At 39.8% G+C, this 25,283-nt stretch carries 20 protein-coding genes; 12 read left to right on the forward strand and 8 right to left on the reverse strand.

What is annotated here, in order from left to right; genetic code table 11:
- Window positions 1-62: 62 nt before the first annotated feature.
- The 5 genes from ACTB0Y_RS07830 to ACTB0Y_RS07850 all read left to right on the forward strand — a co-directional run bounded on the left by ACTB0Y_RS07830 (window position 63) and on the right by ACTB0Y_RS07850 (window position 5,425).
- On the forward strand, window positions 63-791 hold the full coding sequence (locus ACTB0Y_RS07830) for a type III pantothenate kinase (protein WP_463206259.1): 729 nt from the start codon (window positions 63-65) through the stop codon (window positions 789-791).
- Window positions 775-2,055: a hypothetical protein gene (locus ACTB0Y_RS07835; protein ID WP_463206260.1), complete on the forward strand. Its 1,281-nt coding sequence runs from the start codon at window positions 775-777 to the stop codon at window positions 2,053-2,055. The genes ACTB0Y_RS07830 and ACTB0Y_RS07835 overlap by 17 nt, the downstream gene beginning before the upstream one ends.
- A gap of 15 nt (window positions 2,056-2,070) precedes the next feature.
- Window positions 2,071-3,411: a tetratricopeptide repeat protein gene (locus ACTB0Y_RS07840; RefSeq protein ID WP_463206261.1), complete on the forward strand. Its 1,341-nt coding sequence runs from the start codon at window positions 2,071-2,073 to the stop codon at window positions 3,409-3,411.
- A gap of 1 nt (window position 3,412) precedes the next feature.
- The gene (lptC, locus tag ACTB0Y_RS07845; protein ID WP_463206262.1) at window positions 3,413-3,991 is read left to right on the forward strand and encodes an LPS export ABC transporter periplasmic protein LptC; all 579 of its coding nucleotides are present in this window, start codon (window positions 3,413-3,415) and stop codon (window positions 3,989-3,991) included.
- A gap of 171 nt (window positions 3,992-4,162) precedes the next feature.
- The gene (locus tag ACTB0Y_RS07850; protein ID WP_463206263.1) at window positions 4,163-5,425 is read left to right on the forward strand and encodes a hemolysin family protein; all 1,263 of its coding nucleotides are present in this window, start codon (window positions 4,163-4,165) and stop codon (window positions 5,423-5,425) included.
- A 51-nt stretch (window positions 5,426-5,476) separates the two neighbouring features.
- On the opposite strand, the gene aspS is transcribed toward ACTB0Y_RS07850, so the two are convergent.
- Window positions 5,477-7,246, reverse strand: a complete 1,770-nt coding sequence (aspS, locus tag ACTB0Y_RS07855) for an aspartate--tRNA ligase (RefSeq protein WP_463206264.1) — start codon at window positions 7,244-7,246, stop codon at window positions 5,477-5,479.
- Window positions 7,247-7,555: 309 nt separating this feature from the next.
- Between aspS and ACTB0Y_RS07860 the strand changes: the two genes are divergently transcribed.
- The gene (locus tag ACTB0Y_RS07860) at window positions 7,556-8,239 is read left to right on the forward strand and encodes a fibrobacter succinogenes major paralogous domain-containing protein (protein ID WP_463206265.1); all 684 of its coding nucleotides are present in this window, start codon (window positions 7,556-7,558) and stop codon (window positions 8,237-8,239) included.
- A 5-nt stretch (window positions 8,240-8,244) separates the two neighbouring features.
- Here ACTB0Y_RS07860 and ACTB0Y_RS07865 read toward each other — a convergent pair whose 3' ends face one another.
- From ACTB0Y_RS07865 to ACTB0Y_RS07880, 4 genes are all read right to left on the reverse strand, one after another.
- Window positions 8,245-8,766, reverse strand: coding sequence for a LiaF domain-containing protein (locus ACTB0Y_RS07865; protein ID WP_463206266.1), 522 nt, complete (start codon window positions 8,764-8,766; stop codon window positions 8,245-8,247).
- A gap of 15 nt (window positions 8,767-8,781) precedes the next feature.
- Window positions 8,782-11,211 carry an endopeptidase La gene (gene lon, locus ACTB0Y_RS07870; protein ID WP_463206267.1) on the reverse strand — a complete coding sequence of 810 codons (2,430 nt, stop codon included), beginning with the start codon at window positions 11,209-11,211 and terminating at the stop codon, window positions 8,782-8,784.
- A gap of 109 nt (window positions 11,212-11,320) precedes the next feature.
- Entirely contained in the window at window positions 11,321-12,502 is a 1,182-nt protein-coding gene (locus ACTB0Y_RS07875) for a GlmU family protein (RefSeq protein ID WP_463206268.1), read from the reverse strand.
- A gap of 95 nt (window positions 12,503-12,597) precedes the next feature.
- The gene (locus tag ACTB0Y_RS07880; protein ID WP_463206269.1) at window positions 12,598-12,858 is read right to left on the reverse strand and encodes a type B 50S ribosomal protein L31; all 261 of its coding nucleotides are present in this window, start codon (window positions 12,856-12,858) and stop codon (window positions 12,598-12,600) included.
- A 477-nt stretch (window positions 12,859-13,335) separates the two neighbouring features.
- Here ACTB0Y_RS07880 and ACTB0Y_RS07885 point away from each other — a divergent pair, with 477 nt between their 5' ends.
- On the forward strand, window positions 13,336-13,692 hold the full coding sequence (locus ACTB0Y_RS07885) for a hypothetical protein (protein WP_463206270.1): 357 nt from the start codon (window positions 13,336-13,338) through the stop codon (window positions 13,690-13,692).
- A gap of 46 nt (window positions 13,693-13,738) precedes the next feature.
- Here ACTB0Y_RS07885 and folB read toward each other — a convergent pair whose 3' ends face one another.
- Window positions 13,739-14,089, reverse strand: coding sequence for a dihydroneopterin aldolase (gene folB, locus ACTB0Y_RS07890; RefSeq protein ID WP_463206271.1), 351 nt, complete (start codon window positions 14,087-14,089; stop codon window positions 13,739-13,741).
- Window positions 14,090-14,236: 147 nt separating this feature from the next.
- Here folB and ACTB0Y_RS07895 point away from each other — a divergent pair, with 147 nt between their 5' ends.
- Window positions 14,237-15,946 (forward strand): glutamine--tRNA ligase/YqeY domain fusion protein, encoded by a 1,710-nt coding sequence (locus tag ACTB0Y_RS07895; protein WP_463206272.1) that lies wholly within the window; start codon window positions 14,237-14,239, stop codon window positions 15,944-15,946.
- 121 nt (window positions 15,947-16,067) lie between these two features.
- Window positions 16,068-16,355: a hypothetical protein gene (locus tag ACTB0Y_RS07900; protein WP_463206273.1), complete on the forward strand. Its 288-nt coding sequence runs from the start codon at window positions 16,068-16,070 to the stop codon at window positions 16,353-16,355.
- Between the two features lie 147 nt (window positions 16,356-16,502).
- Here ACTB0Y_RS07900 and ruvC read toward each other — a convergent pair whose 3' ends face one another.
- Window positions 16,503-17,123 carry a crossover junction endodeoxyribonuclease RuvC gene (gene ruvC / locus ACTB0Y_RS07905; protein ID WP_463206274.1) on the reverse strand — a complete coding sequence of 207 codons (621 nt, stop codon included), beginning with the start codon at window positions 17,121-17,123 and terminating at the stop codon, window positions 16,503-16,505.
- Between the two features lie 92 nt (window positions 17,124-17,215).
- Between ruvC and ACTB0Y_RS07910 the strand changes: the two genes are divergently transcribed.
- Complete coding sequence (locus ACTB0Y_RS07910; protein ID WP_463206275.1) at window positions 17,216-18,907, forward strand: DEAD/DEAH box helicase; 1,692 nt, start codon at window positions 17,216-17,218, stop codon at window positions 18,905-18,907.
- Window positions 18,908-18,984: 77 nt separating this feature from the next.
- Here the strand turns inward: ACTB0Y_RS07910 and ACTB0Y_RS07915 are convergent, their stop codons facing one another.
- On the reverse strand, window positions 18,985-20,205 hold the full coding sequence (locus ACTB0Y_RS07915) for an aminotransferase class I/II-fold pyridoxal phosphate-dependent enzyme (RefSeq protein WP_463206276.1): 1,221 nt from the start codon (window positions 20,203-20,205) through the stop codon (window positions 18,985-18,987).
- 407 nt (window positions 20,206-20,612) lie between these two features.
- On the opposite strand from ACTB0Y_RS07915, the gene ACTB0Y_RS07920 reads away from it, so the two are divergent.
- Window positions 20,613-23,831, forward strand: a complete 3,219-nt coding sequence (locus tag ACTB0Y_RS07920; RefSeq protein ID WP_463206277.1) for a SusC/RagA family TonB-linked outer membrane protein — start codon at window positions 20,613-20,615, stop codon at window positions 23,829-23,831.
- Between the two features lie 23 nt (window positions 23,832-23,854).
- Entirely contained in the window at window positions 23,855-25,279 is a 1,425-nt protein-coding gene (locus ACTB0Y_RS07925; RefSeq protein ID WP_463206278.1) for a SusD/RagB family nutrient-binding outer membrane lipoprotein, read from the forward strand.
- Window positions 25,280-25,283: the final 4 nt, after the last annotated feature.

Below are 25,283 nucleotides of genomic sequence, written 5' to 3' on the forward strand. Positions count from 1 at the left end.
TTAATTTTGTAACGACTATGAAAATGTGTTGATTAAAGAATTAGGCAGAAAGAGACCAATTAATGAACTTGATTGTTGACGCTGGGAATACGAGAGTCAAAATATATGTGGCTGAGGACGATGAGATGCGTCCGCCAAAAATTTTTAGCGGGAAAGACCAGCAACGCATAAAAGAATATGCCGATGCGCTGGAGTTTACACACTGTATTTTGAGCAATGTAGGCGATCAATCGCCAGCATGGATGGAGGCATTAACTAAAGTTAGCGGTAGGTTTGTTAATGTAGGTATACATACACCAGTACCTGTTTCCAGTCAATACAAAACCCCCGATACTTTAGGTTATGACCGCTTGGCCAATGTGGTTGGAGCCGATTTTCTTTTTCCCGGCAAAAATGTATTGGTTATTGATGCTGGTACCGCACTAACCTACGATTTGGTCACTGCCGGCATTTTTATGGGCGGTGCTATTGCACCCGGAATGCAACTGCGCTTTGATGCACTGCACCAATTTACAAGCCGGCTACCTAAATTAAATTATTCGCCAGATTATGATATCCCCGGCAAAACAACCAGAGATTCAATTTTAAACGGGGTTATTGAAGGCATAGTAAATGAGATAAGAGGCACAATAAATACATATCAAAAAGAATATTCTGATTTGATTACCGTTATTACCGGTGGCGATGCAGATATTTTTGCGAAAATAATAAAAAATGGCATCTTTGCAGAGCCTTATTTATTAGCAAAGGGCCTAAATAGAATTTTGAACTACAATGTGGAGAAAACTTAGTATTTTAATCGTATTAGCAGGGATTGCACTTGGTGCATTTGGACAAAGTAAATCAAACTCCCCATACTCGGTATTTGGATTAGGCGATATTTATACGCCGGGTTATATTCAGTTTCCTGAATATGGAGGAGCTTCAGCAGGCCTTGTAGAAAAAAACAAAATTAATTTTTCAAATCCGGCGGCCTATCGTGCAATTGATAGTATGCGGTTTCTTATAGACTTTGGTCTGTCAGGAACCACCAGGCGTATAGCCGATGAGAACGATGCGCATATTACAACGGATTTTAATTTTTCCTACTATGCCATTGGTTTTAGAATAACTCGCTGGTGGCATGCCAGTATAGGGCTAACCCCGGTATCGAATCGTAATTACCGCATCGGACTAAAAAGCAATGTAAACGATATTTTTTCCGAAACATATTACATTGGGAAAGGTAATTTAAATCAGGCTTATCTTGGACAATCATTTTCCATTACACCAAATTTGTCAGTAGGTTTTAATGTTAAATATTTGTTTGGTGAGCTTACAGAAACCAAAACTATATTGTTTCCACAGACCTTTAGAAACACCCAGGAAGGTTATACGAAACAAATACACGATTTTGGCTTTGATGCTGGTGTAATGTACACACAACCATTGGGCGACGATAAAAGTTTAAATGTTGGTTTTACGTACACGCCATTACAAGGAATAAATTATACCGAAGATTATCTGTTCGGAGCCGGTGGTGGTGACAATATCGAGAATATTAATGATAATATAATTCTCGATACAACAGCCTTCTATGAGGACCGTGAGCGGAGTTTTAACCTACCACAATCTTTTAGCTTTGGTGTAAGCTATGTTGAGCCGCAAAAACAAACGGCCACGGTTGCTTTTGATATGTCGATGTGGGGTGATGCTAGTAATGAAAATCTTGAAACCGCAGCAACAACATTGAATAATAGTTACCGTATTAGCAGTGGTTATAGTTTCATTCCCAAGTGGAATTCCGCTTCAAGTTACTTTGATCGAATGACTTACGTTTTTGGCGCATTTTTTGAAAGACAGTATATGGATGTACGAAATGAAAATATAAATAATATGGCCATTTCTGCAGGAGTTGGATTACCAATCAGACGAGCAGGTATGATGTTAAATATCGGAGCAGAGTTTGGACAGCGGGGAATGATGAAGAATGAGCTTATACAGGAAAATTATATTAAATTAAACATAAAACTTAATTTCAGAGAGGTTTGGTTCTTTGAAAGAAAGTATGACTAATCAAAATAGGACATTATGAAAACTAAAGCAACCAAAATTCTTTTAGTGTTTTCAATTACACTTCTTTCGCTGCCAGCGCTTATGGCTCAAAAAGGCGTAGAAGACGGTTCGAAATACGGACATGGCGAAGATAGTATCCGTGCTTTGCAGAACCTATCAATGTATAAGCAGTTTTATAGACAAAAAAGTTACAACGATGCTATTAAACCATGGCGTGTTGTCTTTAATGAAGCACCAAGGATTAGTAAGAATATGTACATCCATGGTGTGAATATGTACAAAATTTTCTTTAAAAATTCTAAAAGTGTTGAGGAGCGTGAAAAATACGTCGACACCATTCTGATGATCTATGATCAACGAATGGAATATTTTAACAGCAAGGGGTATTTAACTGCCCGGAAAGGTGTTGACCTTGCTAATCTTAGCCCGAAAAGAACCAAAGAAGCTTATGATTTGCTGCATAAATCTGTTGAGATGATGGATAAACAAACCCCGGGTTTTGTTTTTAATGAAATGATGCAAACCGCACTCAAATTATATAACGATAACCAAATCAGTGAAGATGAGATGGTAAATAACTTTGCCCTTGCATCGAAGATTCTTGATTATCAAATGAAGCATTCGAGCAGCACCGAAAAACGTGAACGTTACGAAATAATTATGAATAACGTAGAGCTTATTTTTACTAAAAGTGGAGCTGCAACATGTGAATCATTAATACCACTACTTACTAAACGCTTTAAAGAAAATCCGGAGGAGCTTGAAAATCTCAAAAAGATTGTAGATCTCTTGCGTAATTTCGATTGTGAAGAGTCTGATTTATTTGAGAAAAGTGCTGAAAACTTATACGAACTTGAACCATCGGCCAATTCAGCCTATAGTCTTGCACGGGTTTTTATTAAGAAAAAAAATTGGGATAAAGCCATTAGTTACTACCAGGAAGCTATAAAAAGGGAAACAGACAATATAACCATCGCCCGTTACTATAAAGAATTGGCGGAAATATTGCTCGCTACGGACGGAAGCCCTGCCAAGGCCGTTGAATATGCAAGAGCAGCACTGAAACAAAACCCTAATGACGGAGAACCTTATATAATTATCGGACGTGCTTATGCCAATGCAGATGGTTTCGGAAAGAATAAATTCGAAGAAAAAACTAAATACTGGGCTGCTGTCGATATGTTTTATAAAGCCAAAGCCGTTGATGCTTCAGTTGCCGATAAGGCCAATAAAATGATTGAAACTTATTCGCAATATTTTCCGGATAAAGAGGAGGCCTTTTTCTACAATGTAACAGAAGGAGCAAACTATACTGTTGGCGGTTGGATTAACCATACTACCAAAGTTAGATTTTAACATGAATTCGAGTCACAATATTATTTCAAAGATGATTCTGGCGTTGGCCGGAATCATCTTTTTTGTTTCATGTAAGAACGATATACAAACCGTGAAACAAATTACTAATATTGAGAGCCATCCAACAATGGAAGTCGAGGATTTTAAATTTCTCAGAAGCGATTCGGGACAAATTACAGTTAAAGTTATAAGTCCGCTCGTAAGGGAATTTGGAGCCAAAGAAAATCCTTACAGGGAATTTCCCGAAGGCCTGGTTGCTACCTTTTTAAACCGGGATGAAGCCGTAACTTCAAAAATTTCAGCTAATTATGTAATTCAAAAAATCAAAGAGGAAAAATGGATTGCACGGCATAATGTGGAAGTGATTGACCAGGAAGGTCGAATTATTAATACTGAGTATATGGTTTTGGACCAAAAAAAAGGTAAGATATATTCTGACCAGTTTACAAAGTTTACCGAAAAAGATGCCATCATTTATGGGAAGGGCTTTGAATCTGATATGAACCTTACCAATGCCCGAATTTTAGAACCTACCGGATTTTTCTATGTCGATGAAGAGCAATACAAAACACAAAATTGAACAGGTATTAAAATATACCTGGTTAGCTGCAACCATTGTACTGATGGGCATGGCCGTTTATTATACTACACAGATAGGAGCTAAGGCTTCCGCAAAGTTTTACCTGTTAGGTGCAATTTCTTTTTTATTTTTTATTCGGCGTCACTATTTTAGCAAATAAATTACTGCCAAATGAATTATTTGCCATGGATTTTAGTTACTTTAATTTTTTCTGCCTTCTTTTCGGGTATGGAAATCGCTTTTGTATCATCTAACAAACTTCGTATTGAATTAGATAAAAAGCGCGGATTCATTGCATCATCTTTACTTACTGTTTTCACCAAACATCCATCGCATTATATTGCTACAATGCTAATTGGTAATAATGTAGCACTTGTAATTTATGGTTTGGCCATGGCAGAGCTTTTAAATCCATTTTTACATGAGCTAACGATTAGTGACGGAGGTATTTTAGCACTAAAAACAGTTATCTCAACCGCTATTATACTGTTTTTTGCAGAGTTTTTACCCAAAACTGTATTCCGGGTCAATCCGAATAGTGTGTTGCGTATATTCGCCTTCCCGGTTATGTTTTTTTATTCTTTATTTTATCCGGTTACAAGGTTTAGTACCGCTATTTCTTCACTAATATTACGTTTGTTTTTTGGAATACGGACAAGTGAGGCAGATAATAAAGGCGTCTTTGACCGTTTTGATCTTAATGATTTAATCGGAGAACAAAACGAAGACAATGAGGCGCAACCTGAATTGAAGAAGGATGTGAAGATATTCAGGAATGTGTTGGATTTTGGCAATATAAAAATAAAGGAATGTATTGTACCAAGAAATGAACTGGTTGCTGTTGAGATGCAGGAAAAGGTTGATGCCGTAGTTAGGAAGTTTAATGAAACCGGTTTTTCGAGGTTGCTCGTTTTCAACGAAACCATTGACAATATCGTTGGTTACATTCACACCATCGATATGTTTAAAAAACCCACGGAACTGAAAAATATTGTACATTCCCTTCCCATTGTGCCCGAGTCAATGCCAGCCAATAAGTTGCTTGCCATTTTTACCGCCAATAGCAAAAGTATTGCATTGGTCGTGGATGAATTTGGAGGAACAGCAGGTGTAGTTACGCTCGAGGACCTCATAGAAGAAATTTTTGGAGAAATAGAGGATGAGCATGATACAATAGAATTGGTTGAAAAGAAAGTGGCTGAAAGTCATTATCTTTTTTCAGGCAGACACGAGATAGATTATCTCAATGAGCGCTATGGCTTTCTGTTACCTGAGGATGATAATTATGAAACCCTGGCCGGATTTATATTGCATCATAACGAGGACATTCCCAATCCCAATGAAGTTATAGAAATTGGGAAATACCGTTTTCGCATTACAAAAGCTTCCGGATCGCGTATTGAAGAAGTTGAATTGTGGTTGCTTGAAGCATAAAAAAACCGGACCAGTAAGGCTAATCCGGTAATGTGAAAATAAGAAAGTATTCTAGTTGTTTTTTTCCTGTTTGTTTAAATCGAGTTTTAGCCCTAATTCAGCTAATTGAGCTTCAGATACACCTGATGGTGAATCGATCATCACATCGCGGCCATTATTGTTTTTCGGAAATGCAATTACATCGCGAATGGAGTCGAGCTGTGCAATTAGCGATACCAGTCTGTCGAATCCAAAGGCAATCCCGGCATGAGGTGGAGCACCATATTTAAACGCATTCATTAAAAATCCAAACTGGTTTTCAGCTTCCTCTTTGGTAAACCCGAGGGCTTCGAACATTCTTTGTTGCATCTTCTGGTCATGTATACGAACGGAACCTCCACCAATTTCTACTCCGTTAATCACTAAATCGTAGGCATTGGCGCGCACTTTTCCCGGATCTTCATTCAGTAGTTCTACGTCTTCTGGTTTTGGCGCAGTGAAGGGGTGATGCATTGCATGGTAACGTTTCGACTCTTCGTCCCATTCAACCAGTGGGAAATCGACCACCCAAAGCGGCACAAAAGTATTTTTGTCTCGTAAACCCATGCGGTTACCCATTTCCAATCTTAATTCCGACAATCCGTGCAAGGTGATGGGTTTATCACCGGCCAGAATCAAAATGAGGTCTCCGGGGTTTGCATTGAATTCTTCTGCCCAGGTTTTGAGCTGTGCTTCATCAAAGAATTTGTCGACTGAGGACTTAAAAGAACCATCTTCATTGTATTTGACATATACTAAACCTTTGGCACCTATTTGAGGGCGTTGCACCCATTTGGTAAGTTTATCGAGTTCTTTTCTGGAGTAATTTGCCAGTCCCTGCGCACAAAAACCCCCAATATATTCCGCGCTGTCGAAAACCTTAAAATCATGACCTTTTGCCAAATTGCTGAGTTCATGTATTTCCAAATCAAATCTGAGGTCTGGCTTGTCGTTGCCATACTTAGCCATAGCTTCGTTAAACGGCATGCGGCGGAAAGGTGTGTATATGTCTACATCCAGCACATTTTTAAAAATGGCTTTAGTCATGGTTTCAAATGTGGATAAGACATCTTCTTGTTCTGCAAACGACATCTCACAGTCGATTTGTGTAAATTCCGGTTGGCGGTCGGCTCTAAGGTCTTCGTCTCTAAAGCATTTAACAATTTGGTAGTAACGATCGTAGCCCGATACCATTAGTAATTGTTTGAAAACCTGAGGAGACTGTGGCAAAGCATAAAACTGACCCTGGTTCATACGTGAAGGTACTACAAAATCGCGTGCTCCTTCGGGCGTTGATTTTATTAAAACAGGGGTCTCTATTTCATAAAATTCTTCGTGATTAAGGTATCTGCGCACTTCCTGAGCTACGCGGTGTCGCAGTGCTATTTGTCTTTGAAGCGGCGCACGCCTGAGGTCAAGATAACGATACTTCATGCGTAACTCATCTCCGCCGTCTGTGTCTGCTTCTATTGTGAATGGTGGAATTTCTGATTTGCTCAATATATTGATATCGTAGCAATTTATTTCAATATCGCCTGTTGGCAAATGCTTATTCTTACTGTGCCTTTCAATGACTTTACCTTTCACCTGTATTACATATTCACGTCCTACTTCTCTTGCCTTGTCTGTCATTTTAGGATTGGCATGCTCGTTAAATGCAAGTTGGGTAATGCCATAGCGGTCTCTCAGGTCGATAAAAGTCATGCCGCCCAGATTTCTGATTTTTTGAACCCATCCGCTAAGGGTGATTTCATCTCCTACATTTTCTATACGTAATTCTCCACAGGTATGCGTTCTGTACATAAGTCTTGATTTTCAAATTTCCACGCAAAGATAGAATAAAGATTTTGATTATTTACAGGCTGACGGCCCCATTTATTTATGGTGAATATTTAAATTTTAAATTTGCAATTTACACTTATATGAAATCTTTGTTGAAGGTAGTTATTCATTATTTTTTATGCGAAAGTCTTCAAGATGAAATAGATATTGCCTGTGTTTCGTGTAAAAAGTTTGATATGAAAGCGATTATGAAACAAATATCCAAATATCGCCGTATATATTTTAACATCCGTATTTGTGACTTGAGATGAACATATAAATATTACCATTATGAAAAAAATGTCTGTTATTATTAGTCTTTTCTTTATTGGCATGTTTTTTCCTACGTGTCTCGGCCCGGCAGAAATGATTCAGGGTACCATGGAAGTGAATAATAAGGAGGTTCCTACAATAATTATTGGCAATCAGGAATGGATGGCAGTAAATCTTAATGTTTCAAAGTTTTCAAATGGAGAGCCCATCCTACATGCTAAAACTTCCAGTGAATGGATTAAGGCCGACCAGGAAGGTGTGGCTGCGTGGTGCTATTACAATAATGACCCGGAGATTGGAGAAAAATACGGAAAATTGTATAATTGGTATGCTGTAACTGACCCCAGGGGATTAGCTCCTGAAGGCTGGCGGGTGCCGGATGATGCCGATTGGGATAAGCTGATTAATGCGATGGGGAATGAACATAATGCTGGTGAACGCTTAAAAAGCACAACCGGCTGGATAGATGGTGGTAATGGAGAGATTGCCAACGGGCTTAATGTTTTTCCGGCTGGTGGCCGATATAATGACGGTACATTTAGTTCAAAAGGATCCAGTGCTTTCTTTTGGAGTGCCAGTGATCACTTGATGTTTTACGGCCGCTATCGGGTTATTTATCATAATAAGTCTTCAGTTGAAGATAACAGCCTCGATAAGAGCTATGGCTTCTCTGTTCGTTGCGTAAGAGATGTTGAAAAGTAGTTGCTTTAACGCCAGGTTAATCCCCCAAAAGCCACATCAGCTTCAATGGTAAGGTGATTTCTGTTGGGATTAAAATTGTCTGATTCTGAAGAAAAGTCCCCTAAACCACTATTGTTTGGTCCATTCCCGTTGGTGCTTCCAAAAGCAATATTGTTGATGATGCGATATGGAATACTATCGGGTAAATAAACTTCTGCATGGCCAAAAACTACTGAAATAGTAACTTTGGGCAGTGAGTCTGCTAATTGTGTTTCGCTCAGATCAATGGTAGACTCTCCAAATACCACAGAATATTCATTTTCACCAGTAATGTGATGCGCAAAATTGCTGTGCGTAAACCAAACCCACTTTGACTCATCTTCTTTATCTTCTTCCAGCTGTATAATCAGAAAATGTACGCCAACCAGCACAATAAAGACACCCGTAAGGTAACGGGGCATTGGCAAATCGACTCTAAAAATGTGCTTGATAATGTATCCAATGCCTGCCGCAATAAGTAAAAGCGCAATAAAGGTTATGAATGTCATTTTTTTCTTATAAATTTAAGAAAATTTCAGTGGATTGGCCACTTTTTGTTTGGTCAATGCAATATTGAGCACATCATTAATGGTTTCTACAAAATGGAACTTCAGGCCTTTCAGGTATGTGGGCTTGATTTCTTCCAAATCCTTTTTATTTTTCTCCGAAATGATGATTTCTTTTAACCCGGCTCTTTTGGCTGCAAGAATTTTTTCTTTAATTCCACCCACCGGAAGTACTTTTCCCCTGAGGGTAATTTCGCCAGTCATTGCAATGCTTTTCTTGACTTTTCGTTGCGTGAAAGCCGATGCCAGCGACACAACCATGGTTATCCCTGCAGAAGGACCATCTTTGGGAATGGCTCCTTCCGGAATATGGATGTGGATATTCCATTGATTAAATATCTCCGGATCAATATCGAGCGTGTAGGCATGGGATTTTAAATATTCTACAGCTAATTTGGCCGATTCTTTCATTACATCCCCCAGATTTCCGGTTAGGGTAAAGTTGCCTTTTCCTTTGCTTAAACTGGTTTCAATAAATAATATTTGTCCGCCGGCCGCTGTCCATGCCAGTCCTGTAACTACGCCTGCCTGGTCGTTTCCCTGGTACTCTGTTTTGAAGAAGTCTTGTACACCCAGGTAGTCTTTTATATCTTCAACTTTGATGTTGATATTGTATTTCTCTTCTGTGGCTATGCGACGTGCAATTCTTCGCATTACCTGTGCGATTTTTTTATTCAGTGTACGCACACCCGATTCACGTGTGTAATTTTCTATGATGTGGGCCAATACTTCATCACTGAATTTGAGTTGACTGGGTTTTAGTCCGTGATTGCTGAGTTGCTGGGGTATTAAGTGACGTTTGGCTATTTCTACTTTTTCTTCAAGCAGATATCCACTTACCTCAATCATTTCCATGCGGTCCCGCAGGGCAGGGTGTATTTGGCCTATGGTATTGGCTGTAGCAATAAATAGTACCTTTGAAAGGTCGTAATCTAATTCAAGGAAATTGTCATGGAAAGTGTTGTTTTGTTCAGGGTCTAATACCTCAAGCAATGCCGATTCCGGATCTCCGTGCACATCGCGACCTATCTTATCTATTTCGTCGAGAATAAATACCGGGTTGCCTGCTTTTGCTTTACGCATATTCTGGAGTATGCGCCCGGGCATAGCTCCTATGTAGGTTTTTCGGTGTCCGCGAATTTCAGATTCGTCGTGCAATCCACCCAGTGACATTCTGACATATTGCCGGTCGAGTGCTTTGGCAATAGATTTCCCCAGCGATGTTTTACCAACTCCTGGAGGGCCATAGAGGCAAAGTATGGGGGATTTCAGGTCTCCCTTGAGCTTGAGTACTGCGAGATGTTCTATGATTCGCTCTTTTACTTTTTCTAGGCCGTAATGGTCTTCCTCAAGTACGTTCTGTGCGCGTTTTAGGTCAAAATTATCCTTTGTGGTGTGTTCCCAGGGTAAATCGAGCAATACATTAAGGTAGTTAAGCTCTACAGAATACTCAGGAGTGGCTGGGTTGATTCGGCGGAGTTTTTTTATTTCTTTATTGAAAGCTTCCTGAATGTCTTTAGGCCAGTTTTTCTTTTTAGCTTTTGCCTTCAGGTCTTCCACTTCTTGTTGCACAGGGTCGCCACCCAGTTCATCCTGAATGGTTTTCATTTGCTGGTTAAGCAAGTATTCTTTTTGTTGTTTATCCAGTTCTGTTCTTACCTTCGATTCAATGTCTGTTTTGAGATTCAGCATCTGTATTTCCTGGGTGAGATGCTCAAGAAGTTTGAGTGAACGTTCGTGGACTGAATTGATTTCGAGAAGCTTTTGTTTATCTTCGGTTTTTAGGTTACTGTTCGAAGTAATATAGTTGACCAGAAAATCTGGTTTTTCAATGTTTTTTATGGCAAAAGCAGCCTCTTCAGGCATATCTGCTGATAGTTCCACAATTTTAAGAGCCTGATCTTTAATGCTGCTTACTACAGCATCAAATTCACGTCCTGCTGGTTGTGGGTCTTCATGAAGTTTAACTTTTCCGGTCAGATAAGGATCTGTTGCTATGATGTTTTCGAGGTCGATTCGTTTTTTTCCCTGGATTATAACGGATGTGGTGTTATCCGGCATGTTGAGGATTTTAATCACCTGTGCAATGGTTCCTGTTTTGTGCAGGTCGTCGTAACCAGGATCTTCTACACTCATGTCGTATTGTGAAAAAGTTCCGAGTAGCCTGTCGCCATCGTAAATTTCACGAATCAACCGGTTTGATTTTTCCCTGCCTACCGTGATTGGTATAACCACGCCAGGGAATAATACCGTATTTCTTAATGGTAATATGGGAAGCGGGTTTTCGTCGTTAAAACGTAGTTCGCTATCTTCGTCTGCTGATATTATCGGTACAAAATCGGGTGAATTCTGTCCTTGTTGCGAAAAAAATCTATCTTCAAATTTCATATTCAATCTCCACCGTTATTTTTTCAACTTTTTAATTCTGTAATATAAACACAGAATCGTATTGAGTGTTTTTTATTCCTAATAGAAAGTTCTGCAATCACAATGCCAATCAGTTAAATTTGCGGTATTTGGCACTTTCATCATATATGTGTGTCAAAATGTCTATTTCTGTCTGGTCGAGTTCTTTCTGACGACGTTCAAATACTTTTTGGGTAACTTCCAGTGCTTTGTTAAGTTTAAATTCTGTGAATCCTCCGGGGCCACCCCAGGAAAAGGAGGGAATTAGGTTTCGTGGAAAACCCGATCCAAAAATATTGGCACTTACTCCAACCACAGTGCCGGTATTGAACATTGTGTTTATTCCGCATTTTGAATGATCGCCCATTATTAGTCCGCAAAATTGTAATCCGGTTTTAATGAAATGTTCTGCGTCATAATTCCATATTTTTACTTCCGCATAATTATTTTTGAGGTTTGAGTTGTTCGTGTCGGCGCCGAGGTTACACCACGCTCCAATAACGGAGTTGCCCAGAAAGCCATCATGGGCCTTGTTGCTATGCCCCTGAAACACACTGTTGTTTATCTCGCCGCCTACTTTTGATGCGGGACCAATTGTGGTTGGTCCGTATATTTTGGCGCCCATTTTTACTACTGCTCCTTCTAGCATGGCAAAAGGGCCGCGTATTACGCTGTTTTCCATTATTTCTGCATCTTTCCCAATGTATACCGGGCCACGATCGGCGTTGATCGTGGCAAAATTCACTTTAGCGCCCGGTTCCACGAAAATATTTTCTTTACCTGCTATACGATTGTCTTCGCTCAAGTGTGCTCCCTCGCGTCCTTTTGTAATCATTTCAAAATCTTTGATGATTTCTTCGCCATTCCATGAGAAAATGTGCCATGGAAACTGAACTTCACGGTAGGGGTGGCTAAATTCAACAGGTTTAAATGATTCTATATCGTCTTTTTTGAATTGCTTTTTTGTTGTTCTTGCAGCTATGAAATTACTTTCGTTTACGAGTTTCTCACCCTTTTTTAATTGCTTTATGGCTTGTATCAGATTGCTGTTGGGTAAAACGCCCGAGTTGATAACAAGGTAATCTTCGCCGGGAGCAAAAGAATATTTTTTTTGCAGATATGCTTCGGTAATGTAGCCGATTTCTGATTTAAGTAGTTGTTTCCATTTTTCTTCAATGGTTAATATGCCTATTCTTAATTCGGCAACTGGTCTGGTATAAGTTAATGGCAAAAGGTTTTTGTGATTGAAATCCAGAAAGTTGAGCTTGTTCATGGTACAAGGCTTTTTTAATTTTTAATACGATATAAAAGTAATAAAAAAAGCTCCGTTGGACGCAACGGAGCTTTAAATATCGTATAGAACAGCGACTACTTGCGGTTCTCGTAGTGTTTTTTGTAACGGTTTTTAAATTTATCAACACGTCCTGCAGTGTCGACAAGTTTCATCTTACCTGTATAGAATGGGTGAGATGTGTTTGAAATCTCTAACTTTACCAAAGGATACTTTTCGCCCTCAATTTCAATCTCTTCTCTGGTGTTTGCAGTGGAACGGGTTATAAATGTATCCCCGTTTGACATGTCTTTGAATGCCACTAGCCGGTAATTCTCTGGATGTATACCCTTTTTCATTGCTGTATATTTTTTATAAAATTTTCTTTATTTGGGGTTGCAAAAATAATGATGGATTTTGAAATATCCAAATAATAAAACTTATTATTTCGGTATTTTTCAGATTTATTCGAAATTCCGCAAGTATTTAATTTGTTATGTTCAAAATACTTGTGGTATTTGGCTTAATAATGATTCAAAGTCCCATTCTATTCAAAATATTCAAATGCATCATATACACCATGGAATCCTGCTGCCTTAATTTTATTCAGGTAGACATCCGAATGGACAAAGATAATATTTTGCCAGTCCTCACGCCAATATTTAATTTATACATCTGTACATAACCATGCAGGACTGTTCGATAACGAACATAATTATTGCACCGGTAAGAATGTTAAGTGTTTTAAATCATAGCATTAAGTCCTTTGGCACGGGTTTGGCAACTATTAAGTCAGAAACAAACAAACCCAAAATTAACCCTTAAAACCCAAACCCATGAAAAACTTTAAATTAATCACCGCAACGCTTATCTTAGCTTTGACTTTCAGTGCAAATATTAGCCATGCCTTCCCGGCAATCAAAGCTACAGCAAACTCCGACAAAGAACTTTATACAGCTATTCAGCAATTGGTGGCTTATCCTGAAAAAGGTGTGAACCATGGAACTTCCGGACACGTGTGGGCCACTTTTCATGTAGACGAAGAAGGGTGGATTACTGTGAAAGATGTGCAAGGAAAAAAAGTTTTTACAGATTATGTAAAAAAACAACTGGATGCAATTTCAGTAGAGAACCCTGACCTTTATGGCAAAAATTACAGAATAAAAATACGATTTGATTTTCAGGAGAAATAGTTGAATTAGTTTCCAATTATAAGCCGGCATAACCACCGGCTTTTTTTTATCTTTCTAAAGTTACGCTCACACTTTCCATTTTACCTCCAAGCGGTGGATTCATTTTTCGTACTTTGACAATGGCATGTTCAATTTGATTAAACTCTGCGTAGAGCGTGTCTAAAATTTTGCCTGCAACATGTTCAAGCAGGTGCGATTTTATGTTCATTTCTGCTTTTACAAATTCATATACTTTCAAATAATTGAGTGCATCTTCCAGATTATCAGTCTTCATTGGTTTTTCACAATTGGTTTCCAGTGTCAGGTCTACCAGAAATTGGTTGCCCACCACTTGTTCTTCTTTGTAACAGCCATGGTAAGCATAAAACTCCATGTGCTCTATTTGTATTTTACCCATAATTTTAAGTTTTTTGTATTAGTCCGGGAATAGATCATGTAAATACGAGGTGTAAAAGTATAAATTATTATTTTTGTAAGTCGAAATTATTTCAAACCAAAAGGTTTGAATCACATTTATATACAATTTAGCATAATTACAATTCCCATGAACAAACCAGAAACGCAAAACGAAGAGAAAAAAAAGTTCAACTTTATTGAACAGATTATTGAGGAGGATTTGAAAAACGGGAAAAATCAAAGCCGTGTGCATACTCGTTTTCCACCTGAACCTAACGGGTATTTACATATTGGACATGCAAAATCAATATGTTTAAATTTTGGCCTGGCCCGGCAATACAACGGAAAATGTAATTTGCGTTTCGATGACACCAATCCCGAGAAAGAAGAAACAGAGTACGTTGATTCTATAAAAGCTGATATCCGATGGCTGGGATTTGAATGGGATGGGGAGGAGATGTATGCTTCAGACTATTTTGACCAGCTTTATGAATGGGCTGTGAAATTAATCAAGGCAGGTAAAGCATATGTAGATGACCAGACTCCTGAAGAAATTTCAAGACAAAGGGGCACCACCAAAGAACCTGGCAAAGAAAGTCCCTTCAGAAACCGCAGTATAGAGGAAAATGTAGAGCTTTTTGAACGGATGAAAAACGGAGAGTTCGAAAGCGGTTCGAAAGTGCTCAGAGCCAAAGTTGACATGGCTTCGCCCAACATGCTTCTGCGCGACCCGATAATGTATAGGATTTTAAATCGTGCGCATCATCGCACAGGTGATAAATGGCATATTTATCCAATGTATGATTATGCCCATGGAGAATCCGATTATATTGAAGGTATTACGCATTCGCTGTGTACCTTGGAGTTTGAAGTGCACAGGCCACTTTATAACTGGTTTTTGGATCAGATTGCCGAAGGCGATTATCGCCCGCAACAAATAGAATTTGCACGGTTTAACCTGGGATATACCGTAATGAGCAAACGGAAATTACTGGAGCTCGTTAACGAAGGTTATGTGGCCGGCTGGGACGATCCCCGCATGCCAACCATTACTGGTATTCGCCGGAGAGGTTATCCACCGGAAGCTATTCGTCGCTTTTCAGAAGTAATAGGTATTGCCAAGAGAGATAATTTGCAGGATGTAGCACTTTTAGAACATACCGTACGCGAATCGCTAAATAAAACAGCCCCTCGGGTGATGGCTGTACTCAATCCAGTGAAGCTTGTTTTGACCAATTACCCGGAAGACAAAGTTGAATATGTGGAAATAGAGAATAATCCGGAAGATGAAAATGCGGGTACTCGTGAGATGCCCTTTTGCCGTGAGCTGTATATTGAGCGAGAAGATTTTATGGAAGATGCTCCACGGAAGTTTTTCCGCATGACACCTGGTAAGGAAGTACGGCTGAAGGCAGGTTATATTGTAAAATGTACGGAAGCTGTGAAGGATGATGAAGGTAATGTTACTGAAATTCACGCCACATATGATCCGGAAAGTAAAAGTGGTTCCGGAACTGAAGCTTCCATGCGTAAAGTGAAAGGAACATTGCACTGGGTATCTGCACCTCATGCGATCGATGCTGAAGTTAGGCAATACGACAGACTTTTTACTGTAGAAGAACCCACCGCCGATAAAGAAAAAGATTATAAAGAATATATTAACCCCGAGTCCCTGGAAATTTTTAAAGGGTGTAAGGTTGAGCCTTCGCTGGCAGAGGCTAAACCTGAAGATAGATTTCAGTTTCAACGTAAAGGCTATTTTGTAGCAGACCGGTATGATCACAAACAAGATTATTTAGTGTTCAACCGTACTGTGCCGCTTAGAGATACCTGGGCAAAAGTTAATAAGAAAAAATAGATAATAGCACAATATTTTAATTACTAAAAGGTTAACAGTCCCAAGGGGGATTACTTTCGGAAAACAGGGATAGTCGTTTTGTAATCCAATTTAATTAAAGAATATTTTTAAATTGATCGCATTGAGTTACAAAGCAATCATATCTGTACCATTGTTTATTTTTTTAGTAGGAATGTTTAATTATAGTGTGCGCAATAATTCATTGGATGCAGAATCACCGCACGGAATAATTGTACAGCTCGAAAAGCATGCATTTCCGGAGTTAGACAGTGAAATAACAGATACATTGCAGAGCAATTTTTATTCGGATGTTTTTATGTCCGATCATCCGGAGGTGCACATTAATGAGGAAGAGGTTGGACTTGTGATGGCAGAGTATCAGGGTTTTGATCCAGTTTGCTATCAATAAAGCAGGTTCGTGTCTGTAGGGTAATATTTACATCAATTGCTTCGAAAAAAATAGTCTGTCTATTGCCGCAACAGATCAGCAAATTTCTAAATCAGCAGAAAGAGCACATATAAAAAAGCAGTTTGGTTTTTAGTGGCTATCTATAACCTATTTGATTCTTCCCGGATTTTTTTTCACAAAGTCTGACCAGCTATTACTTTTTTTAGCGTCAGGCATTCTTCGTTGGTAAAAGTGGCAAACCGCTGCAGCCAGTCCGTCGGTGGCATCGAGGAATGATGGCAGTTTTTTTATGTCCATCATGCGCACGAGCATGCCCGCAACTTGTTCTTTTGAGGCACTACCTGAGCCTGTAATGGCTTGTTTTATTTTTCTGGGAGCGTATTCCACAATTGGCACCGAGTGAGATAGTGCAGCGGCAATGGCTACACCTTGTGCCCGGCCAAGTTTAAGCATCGATTGCACATTTTTCCCAAAAAATGGTGCCTCAATAGCAATTTCGTCTGGCAGATATTGCTCTATGAGCATACGGGTCCTGTCGTAAATGTAGGTTAATTTTTGGTAGTGATCTTTGTATTTACGCAAATCTACTACACCCATGCTCAACAACACAGGTTGTTTGCCAGTGGCATCTATTACACCGTAACCCATGATTGTTGTGCCCGGATCAATACCTAAAATTATGTTGTCAGCGTCTTTCAAATAGTCTTTATTAAACAATAATAAACAAAAGTAATAATTGTATTGGGCTTTTTTTACTGATTTGGGCATCAAATTTGTTAAAGAATTGAGAATAAATTAATAATAGGCTCCCCCAGCCATAAAATAGTATTATCTTTACACGCTAATTATTTAAGATTTTTATGATTCAAACTTTCGCCGAATCCGGATTGCAATCAGAGATACTGGACGCAATTCAGGAAATGGGTTTCGAGCAACCCACGCCTATTCAGGCAGAAACAATACCTTTTCTATTAAACTCCAGACAAGATTTTATAGGTTTGGCACAAACAGGTACAGGTAAAACCGCTGCTTTTGGTTTACCTGCATTACATTTAACTAATATTGACGATAAACAAACACAAACACTAATTTTGTGTCCAACACGCGAACTGTGTCTGCAAATTACAAGTGACCTCAAAAAATATTCTACCCGCATAAAGGGTTTAGAGGTTGTGCCTGTTTATGGTGGAACCAGTATTGAAACGCAGATAAGGGCTTTAAAAAAGGGTGCACAGATTGTGGTAGGAACCCCGGGCCGCTCATTGGATTTAATAAAACGCAAAAAACTTAAGCCGCACAATATCAGTCGGTTGGTTTTAGATGAGGCCGATGAAATGTTATCTATGGGCTTTAAAGAAGACCTGGATGCCATACTTGAAAATACGCCAGAGGATAAACAAACTTTATTGTTTTCAGCTACCCTATCGAAAGAAATTGCCCGCATCACCAAGAAATATATGAACAACCCGGAGCAGGTTTCAGTGAGCCCGCGCAATACTGCTGCTGAAAATCTTTCGCATATCTATTATATGGTGCAGGCAAAGGACCGCTATGAGGTGTTGAAACGTATTGCTGATGTGAATCCTGAGATTTACGGTATTGTTTTTTGTCGTACACGTCAGGAAACAAAAGATATTGCTAAAAAGCTGATGGAAGACGGCTATAATGCCGATGCATTGCATGGCGATTTGTCGCAGGCGCAGCGCGATGAGGTGATGCACCGTTTCAGAAACCGTCAGTTGCAAATTCTGGTAGCTACCGATGTGGCTGCCCGCGGTATAGATGTACATGACCTGACGCACGTAATTAACTATAACCTTCCAGATGATAGCGAAGCCTATGTGCACCGAAGCGGACGTACTGGCCGCGCAGGTAAAAAAGGCTTATCTATTGCCATTGTTCACTCACGTGAGGGCCGTAGGATCAGGGAAGTAGAAAAGGTTGCCGGTGTAAAGTTTACCAGGGGAACAGTTCCCGGAGGAAAAGAAATTGTAACGAAACAGTTATTCGCTTTCATCGATAAGGTTACGCAAACCAATGTAGACGAAAAACAGATAGAGCCGTTCATGTCTGCAATTTATGAGAAACTGCAAGATATGAGCCGCGAAGAACTCGTGAAACATTTTGTTTCTGCGGAGTTTAACCGTTTTCTTGATTATTACAAAGATGCACGTGACATAAATGTGGCAGAATCAAACAGAAAATCAGATAAGCAGGCAGGAGCACCCAAAAGAACCCGGCAAGGGGGCGGTAGAATTAAGTTCTCAAGACTATACATTAATCTTGGCACCAAACATAAAGTTAATCCCACAAGACTTATTGGATTGATTAATGAGACCCTGCGTTCAAGAGATGCTGAAATTGGCAAGATCGAAATACTGAAAAATTTCTCATTCTTTGAAATAGAGGATAGTCTTACCGATAAATTAGTCGATGGTCTTATAGGAAGAAAATTTGAGGGTACCCCGATACTTGTAGAGTTGTCGGAGGCCAAAAAGGCCGGTGGGCGTAGCAAAGGAGATAAGCGACCCAGGACTAAGAAACGTCGTTAGTATTCTTACATAATATGGTACAAATACAAAAGCTCTTCAAAATTGAAGAGCTTTCGTTTTTTATGTACACTCATTAATTATGCATAATTGCTGAGTACCTCAAGTACAGTATCAATATCTTTTTCGGTGTGCGATGCATTGATTTGAAAACGAATTTCTTCATCACCTTTTGGTACTACCGGGAAGTTGAGTCCTGTGGCAAGAATTCCATTTTTATTTAAATGTTTTACAATATCACTTGTTTTTTGTGAGTCTCTCACCATGAGTGGTACCACCGGGTGGTCGCCTTCGATTGTTTCTAAACCTAAATCGCGCAACCCTTGATCGAATTTTTGTGTCATAGCGCGTAAATGGGCCAGGATATCTTTACCTTCCGGAGTGTCTACAATTTCTAATGCTTTAATAGCTGCTTCGCTTTCTGAAACCGTAATCGGATTGGAATAAATATAGGTAGGGGCACTTTCGCGCAGGTATTTAACTACTTCTTTCGACGATACCACGTACCCGCCGTTCACGCCAAAGGCTTTGCCCAGTGTGCCGACTAAAATATCTACTTTGCCGTTGGTGTACTCTTCGGTTCCGCGGCCTGTTTTGCCAAAAGCCCCTACACCATGTGAGTCGTCAGCTATGGTGATAACGCCTTCTTCAAATTTATCGTTAAACTTTTCACAAACCTTTACGAATTCATTCAATGGGGCATGGTCACCGCGCATACTGAAAATGCCGTCTGTAATAACCAATGCGCGTTTGCCTCTGCCTACACTGCGCTTAAGGGCTTTTTCAAGGTCTTCCATGTTGTTGTGCGCATAGATTTCTTTGGCCGCAGGGCGTCCCAGGCGCATTGCGTTGATGATACAATTATGGTTAAGTTCATCACTAATTAGTACAGTTTCTTTTGTGGTCATTGGGAAAATGGCGCCGATACTGGTTACATAGGCCGAACTAAAAATCATGCCGGCTTCTCTGCCGTGAAAAGCAGCGAGTTTGGCTTCCAGTTTCGTGTGAGATTTGAATGTACCGTTAATAAAACGAACAGCTCCCGGTCCTACGCCGAATTCTGCTGCCCCTTTTTCTTCCGCATCAATCATGTCTTTGCGGAGCGACAATCCCAGGTATGAGTTGGAGTTCATTCGAATGAACTCTTGATTTTCATATCCTTCTAAAAGGTAGCGGGGGCCTTTCCCTTGTTGAGCAGGAATGCATTTAGTGATAACTTTTTCTTCACCTTTGGCACGTCCGCTTTTTTCAAGCTCATCCACGTTTTGTGTGAGCACCTGATTCAGTTTATTTAATGACATAATACCTCCTGATTATATTTATGTGCTTATCTTTTTGTTATTGCAAATGTAGCTAAAAGTATGTAAAATTGAATAGTGACGATAAAACCTCCTTTCGAAAAATATTATTAGTGAGTAACAGCATAAATACAAGTAATATCTTTTGAGTTGCCGGAGCTAACTATATTAAATTAGATTTTTATTTTTTGTCAATACAAAACCACTGTATCCCTTTAGCATACAAACATTCGTCAAAACCTGTTAAAATCACAGAAAATAATTGTGTTGCACAACATACTAAATAACAGCACGTTATAAGGGGTTGCCTAATAGATAGTTAAACTGAAGTTAAATATTCGTTAAAAAAATTTGCAATAATTCAATATAAGCGATACTTTAGCCCATACATTAAATAAAAGTTAAGTGTTATGGGAAAATTTTTATTTACACTGGTGTTCCTAAGTTTTTTAGGGATCCAGTCGTATGCACAAAAAACAGTAACAGGGACTGTAACCTCCGCCTCCGATGGTAGTGAGATGCCTGGAGTTACAGTAGTTGTAAAAGGAACTCAAGTGGGTACAATTACCGCTAATGACGGTAGTTACTCTATAGAGGTTCCACAAGGTGCGGATACGCTTTTATACTCGTTCATTGGTATGAACAAGGTGAAAAAAGCTATTGGCAACCAAACCGTTATTAACGTCCAGATGGTATCTGCCGTTACAGAGCTCGATGAGCTGGTGGTTACCGCTTTGGGTATTTCGAGAGAGAAAAAGGCACTCGGTTATTCCGTGCAAGAGGTCGGAGGAGATGACCTGGCAGAAGCCAAAGAGGCCAATATTGTCAATTCGCTTTCCGGTAAAATAGCCGGTACGCAAATTACCAATGCCAGTGGTGCCGTGGGTTCTTCATCACGTATCACCATCCGTGGTAATGCTTCGTTTAATAATAACCAACCACTTTGGGTTGTTGATGGTGTACCCATCAGTAATGCCTCCACAGACGTTTCTCAGTGGGGCGACACTGACTTTGGTAACGCAGCCATGGACCTTGATGCTTCAAGCATCGAGTCGGTTAGTGTACTGAAAGGTGCAAACGCGGCAGCGCTTTACGGATCACGTGCTGCAAACGGTGTTATTGTTGTAAAAACCAAAACCGGTAAAAAGTCTAAAAAAGGTATTGGTGTAAGTATTAGTTCAGCCGTTACTTTTGACCAGACTTACAACTTTGTAAACTATCAGAATGATTATGGTCAGGGTGTTGGCGGTAGCGAATATAATTACCTTGCTAACGGAGCTTATCAGCAAGGCGTTTCTTATCAGGATTATGCCGATGGAACATTTAGTTCAAGTTCGGGTTTTACTTATTTTGATGGTAATGGTGGTGGTGTGAACGATAACGTGGACGAAAGTTGGGGACCAAGATTGGATATTGGTTTGTCAATACCGCAGTTTAACAGCCCGCTTACAGATCCTAATGATCCGACCACACGTCAGGCTACACCATGGGTGTCCAATCCGGATAATATTGAGAACTTTTTCCAAACCGGTGTTACATTAGATAATAGTGTAAACATTACTTCTAATGGTGAAGAAGGTGCCATGAGACTCTCTTTATCTCATTATGATCAAAAGGGTACAATACCCAACACCGATTTGACAAAATATAGTGTTTCATTTAATGGTACTCAAAATTTATCAGAATGGTTGAAAACTAACGTAACATTTAACTACGTTAACAATGCAAGTGATAACCTGCCAGTACAAGGTTATAGCTCAAATAACGTAATGCAGTCTATGGGTGGATGGTTTGGCCGTCAGGTGAATATGGGAGACCTTGAGGCGCATTACGATGAGTTGAATGTTTTTGGTAATCCTTACAACTGGAATACATCATATCACAACAATCCATACTGGAACGTAAACTACAATACCACAAGTCGCGAGCGTGACCGGATATATGGTACTGCAAGTTTAGATGCAGAGATCACAGACTGGGTAAAAGTTACCGGCCGTGTAGGTATAGATTATTACAGTGAAGTGCGCAAACACGTTGATTATGCCATGTCTAATGAGCAACCTTATGGTGCCTTCTGGCAGCAAGACCGGAACAATAGGGAAGTAAATGCTGACTTATATGCATCTTTCAATAAAGATTTTGGAGACTTCAACTTAAATGGTATTTTAGGTACCAACTTCCGTAGAAACGATTATGGATCGATGTATCTGGAAGCTGCTGAGCTAACTGTACCGAACCTCTTTACTATTTCAAACGTGCAGGGTAATCCGGTTACGGATATGTATGATGAGGAAATGGAAACCAATAGTGTGTATGGACAGGCTTCTCTTGGATGGAAAAGCGCGGTTTACCTTGATGTTACAGCACGTAACGACTGGAGTTCAACGCTTCCAGCAGATTCATGGAGTTATTTCTACCCATCATTTACCGGTAGTGTAATTGTTACTGAATTGTTAGAGCTTGAATCAGACATTTTATCATTTGCCAAAATACGTGGTGGATGGGCCAAAGTGGGTAACGACACCGATCCTTATCAGTTATCACTGATTTATAATGGAGTTACTCCATTTGGTAATTTTACCCCTTTTGCCACAAACAGAATACTTCCTCCTGTTGGTTTGGAACCTGAAGAGGTAACCAGTACAGAGGTTGGTGTAGATTTAAGGTTCTTAAAGAATCGCTTTAGGCTGGACGTGACATATTATGACGAAATTACCTACAACCAGATTATGGAGGTGGATATTTCGCCAGCATCCGGTTTCGAAAGTCAGTTGATTAACGCCGGTGAAATTGAGAACAAAGGTTTTGAAGTACAAATTGGTGCTACCTGGTTTAAGAACCCGGACGGTTTCAGCTGGACAACTGATGTTAACTGGGCCAAAAACTGGAACCAGGTGAATGAACTTTATGGAGACCTCGAAGCTTACCAAATCTCCAGTTCATGGGGTGGCGTAACAATCGAAGCTCGTCCTGGCGAGGCATTTGGTGTAATCAAAGGCGGTGGCTTCATGTACGACGATGATGGAAACAAAATCATTGGTTCAAATGGTTTACCTGTTAAAACAGAAGCTCCTGTAGCAATTGGTAATATTACACCCGACTGGACCGGAGGTATTCGCAATACATTCTCTTACAAAACCATTTCTTTGAGTTTCTTAATTTCTGGCCAATATGGTGGTGACCTGTTCAGCGTATCTGACTGGTTTGGTGCTTATGCTGGTGTTACAGAAGAAACTGCAGAAGATGGTATTCGTGAAAATGGTCTTGTAATAGATGGTGTATCAGAAGATGGCACCCCTAATGATGTAGTTGTATCAGCTTACAATTACTATAAAGGATATTGGGGAAGAGAAGCTTATTCACTTATTGACGGTACATATATCAAATTACGTGAACTTGTTATTAGTTACAAGGTTCCACAAAAAATCATTAATAAAGTAGGCTTTATTCAGGGAGCTAGTGTATCATTTGTAGGTCGTAACCTGGCAATGCTATATGTTCACCCAAGTAATGATGTAGGTATTGACCCCGAAACAGGATTTGGTGCGAATCTGGGAGGTATGGGCCTTGAGCAGTTCCAGTTGCCGACAGCACGCACGCTTGGTTTCAGGGTAAACCTTAACTTCTAAAACTACACAAAAATATTTTTGCTATGAAAAAGAAATTTCAAAACATATTTAGCTTACTAATTGTCGGACTACTCATGTTTACAGCATGTACAGATGATTGGGAGGAGATGAACGAAGATCCCAACAGTCCGACCACGGTACCGGGCACAAACTTGCTGGGTAATGGTATCCGTTATTTCGGCGAGTACTATTATGATGCCTGGTTCAACATGAACAACGTATCTACTTATGCCGGACATCTCGGTAAAATTCAATACGTTGATGAAGCTCGTTATGAAGAGCGCGAATCTGTAATTAACACTGCATGGAATGACCTTTATCGCGTGGCCATTGATATGGAAAATGCCAAAAAATTTGCCCGTCAGGAAGGTAATCCAAACCTCGAAGCTGCAGCTTTGACTTTCCAGTCACTGGTTTTCCAGATTGGAACTGATAGCTGGCGCGATATGCCTTTTACTGACGCCATTGGTGGATTAAATGGCGTAACAAATCCGGAGTACGATGAGCAGGAAACTATATATCCCGCTCTGATGGATAGTTTGGCCAAAGCCAATTCATTGTTTGCAGAAGGATCTCAGCGTGAAATAGGTGCTGGTGATGTCCTGTTTGCAGGTGATTTGCTTAAATGGCAAAAATTTGCCAATTCAATTCGTTTGCGCATGGCCAACCGGGTTGCTGCTGTTTATCCGGAAGCTGCTACTATCAGAAATGAAATATTAACCCAAACAGGTACTTATCCAATTATGGAAAGTAATGCAGACAATGCATTTCTTTACTGGCCCGGATCTTCTCCATATAAAGAGCCCTGGTATGAAGATCAGGAGACACGTGATGACCACGCTGTTGCCACTTTCCTAATCGATTACCTCGTTAATAATTCAGATCCGCGTTTAAGTGTAATTGCTAAGCCAAACAAAAATGATGTATATAATGGCGTAGTACCTGGTGTTGCTCCGGATAATGTAGGTGATATTAACCTTTATAGCCGTATTGGTGAGCTGTACAGAGAAACAGTAGATGGTTATATACCATTTATGCGTTATGCTGAAGTGAAATTTATTGAAGCTGAAGCTAACGCCGATCAGAACGCTTTCGAAGAAGCTATAGTTGCTTCATGCGTTGAAAATGGAATAGATGCTACTGCTGCTGAGTCTTATGCTTCAGGGTTTGTTGTGACAGATCCTGAAGATTTATTCAAACAGAAATGGGTAGCACTCTTTAAGCAGGGCCACGAAGCATGGGCTGAAACACGTAGATCAGGCTTTCCTGAAATGCCAGCAGCACCATCCAGTCCATATACAGGTCATACAGATCCACCATTTGTGTTCCCATACCCAACCGATGAATCTAACTTAAATTCTGCCAATTTAGCTCCTTATGCTGCAGATATTGTAGATAAATTCTGGGGCAAACAAATGTGGTGGGACACAAGAACAGATGAACAGTAAAATC

The organism is Salinivirga sp. (genome assembly GCF_055145285.1).

Coding starts and splice junctions, on each gene's coding strand:
- ACTB0Y_RS07895 (WP_463206272.1), top strand. CDS start 14,237: ATGAACAAACCAGAAACGCAAAACGAAGAGAAAAAAAAGTTCAACTTT.
- ACTB0Y_RS07840 (WP_463206261.1), top strand. CDS start 2,071: ATGAAAACTAAAGCAACCAAAATTCTTTTAGTGTTTTCAATTACACTT.
- ACTB0Y_RS07860 (WP_463206265.1), top strand. CDS start 7,556: ATGAAAAAAATGTCTGTTATTATTAGTCTTTTCTTTATTGGCATGTTT.
- ACTB0Y_RS07920 (WP_463206277.1), top strand. CDS start 20,613: ATGGGAAAATTTTTATTTACACTGGTGTTCCTAAGTTTTTTAGGGATC.
- lon (WP_463206267.1), bottom strand. CDS start 11,211: ATGAAATTTGAAGATAGATTTTTTTCGCAACAAGGACAGAATTCACCC.
- ACTB0Y_RS07925 (WP_463206278.1), top strand. CDS start 23,855: ATGAAAAAGAAATTTCAAAACATATTTAGCTTACTAATTGTCGGACTA.
- ACTB0Y_RS07830 (WP_463206259.1), top strand. CDS start 63: ATGAACTTGATTGTTGACGCTGGGAATACGAGAGTCAAAATATATGTG.
- aspS (WP_463206264.1), bottom strand. CDS start 7,246: ATGTACAGAACGCATACCTGTGGAGAATTACGTATAGAAAATGTAGGA.
- ACTB0Y_RS07880 (WP_463206269.1), bottom strand. CDS start 12,858: ATGAAAAAGGGTATACATCCAGAGAATTACCGGCTAGTGGCATTCAAA.
- lptC (WP_463206262.1), top strand. CDS start 3,413: ATGAATTCGAGTCACAATATTATTTCAAAGATGATTCTGGCGTTGGCC.
- ACTB0Y_RS07850 (WP_463206263.1), top strand. CDS start 4,163: ATGAATTATTTGCCATGGATTTTAGTTACTTTAATTTTTTCTGCCTTC.
- ACTB0Y_RS07875 (WP_463206268.1), bottom strand. CDS start 12,502: ATGAACAAGCTCAACTTTCTGGATTTCAATCACAAAAACCTTTTGCCA.
- ruvC (WP_463206274.1), bottom strand. CDS start 17,123: ATGCCCAAATCAGTAAAAAAAGCCCAATACAATTATTACTTTTGTTTA.
- folB (WP_463206271.1), bottom strand. CDS start 14,089: ATGGGTAAAATACAAATAGAGCACATGGAGTTTTATGCTTACCATGGC.
- ACTB0Y_RS07865 (WP_463206266.1), bottom strand. CDS start 8,766: ATGACATTCATAACCTTTATTGCGCTTTTACTTATTGCGGCAGGCATT.
- ACTB0Y_RS07915 (WP_463206276.1), bottom strand. CDS start 20,205: ATGTCATTAAATAAACTGAATCAGGTGCTCACACAAAACGTGGATGAG.
- ACTB0Y_RS07885 (WP_463206270.1), top strand. CDS start 13,336: ATGAAAAACTTTAAATTAATCACCGCAACGCTTATCTTAGCTTTGACT.
- ACTB0Y_RS07910 (WP_463206275.1), top strand. CDS start 17,216: ATGATTCAAACTTTCGCCGAATCCGGATTGCAATCAGAGATACTGGAC.
- ACTB0Y_RS07835 (WP_463206260.1), top strand. CDS start 775: ATGTGGAGAAAACTTAGTATTTTAATCGTATTAGCAGGGATTGCACTT.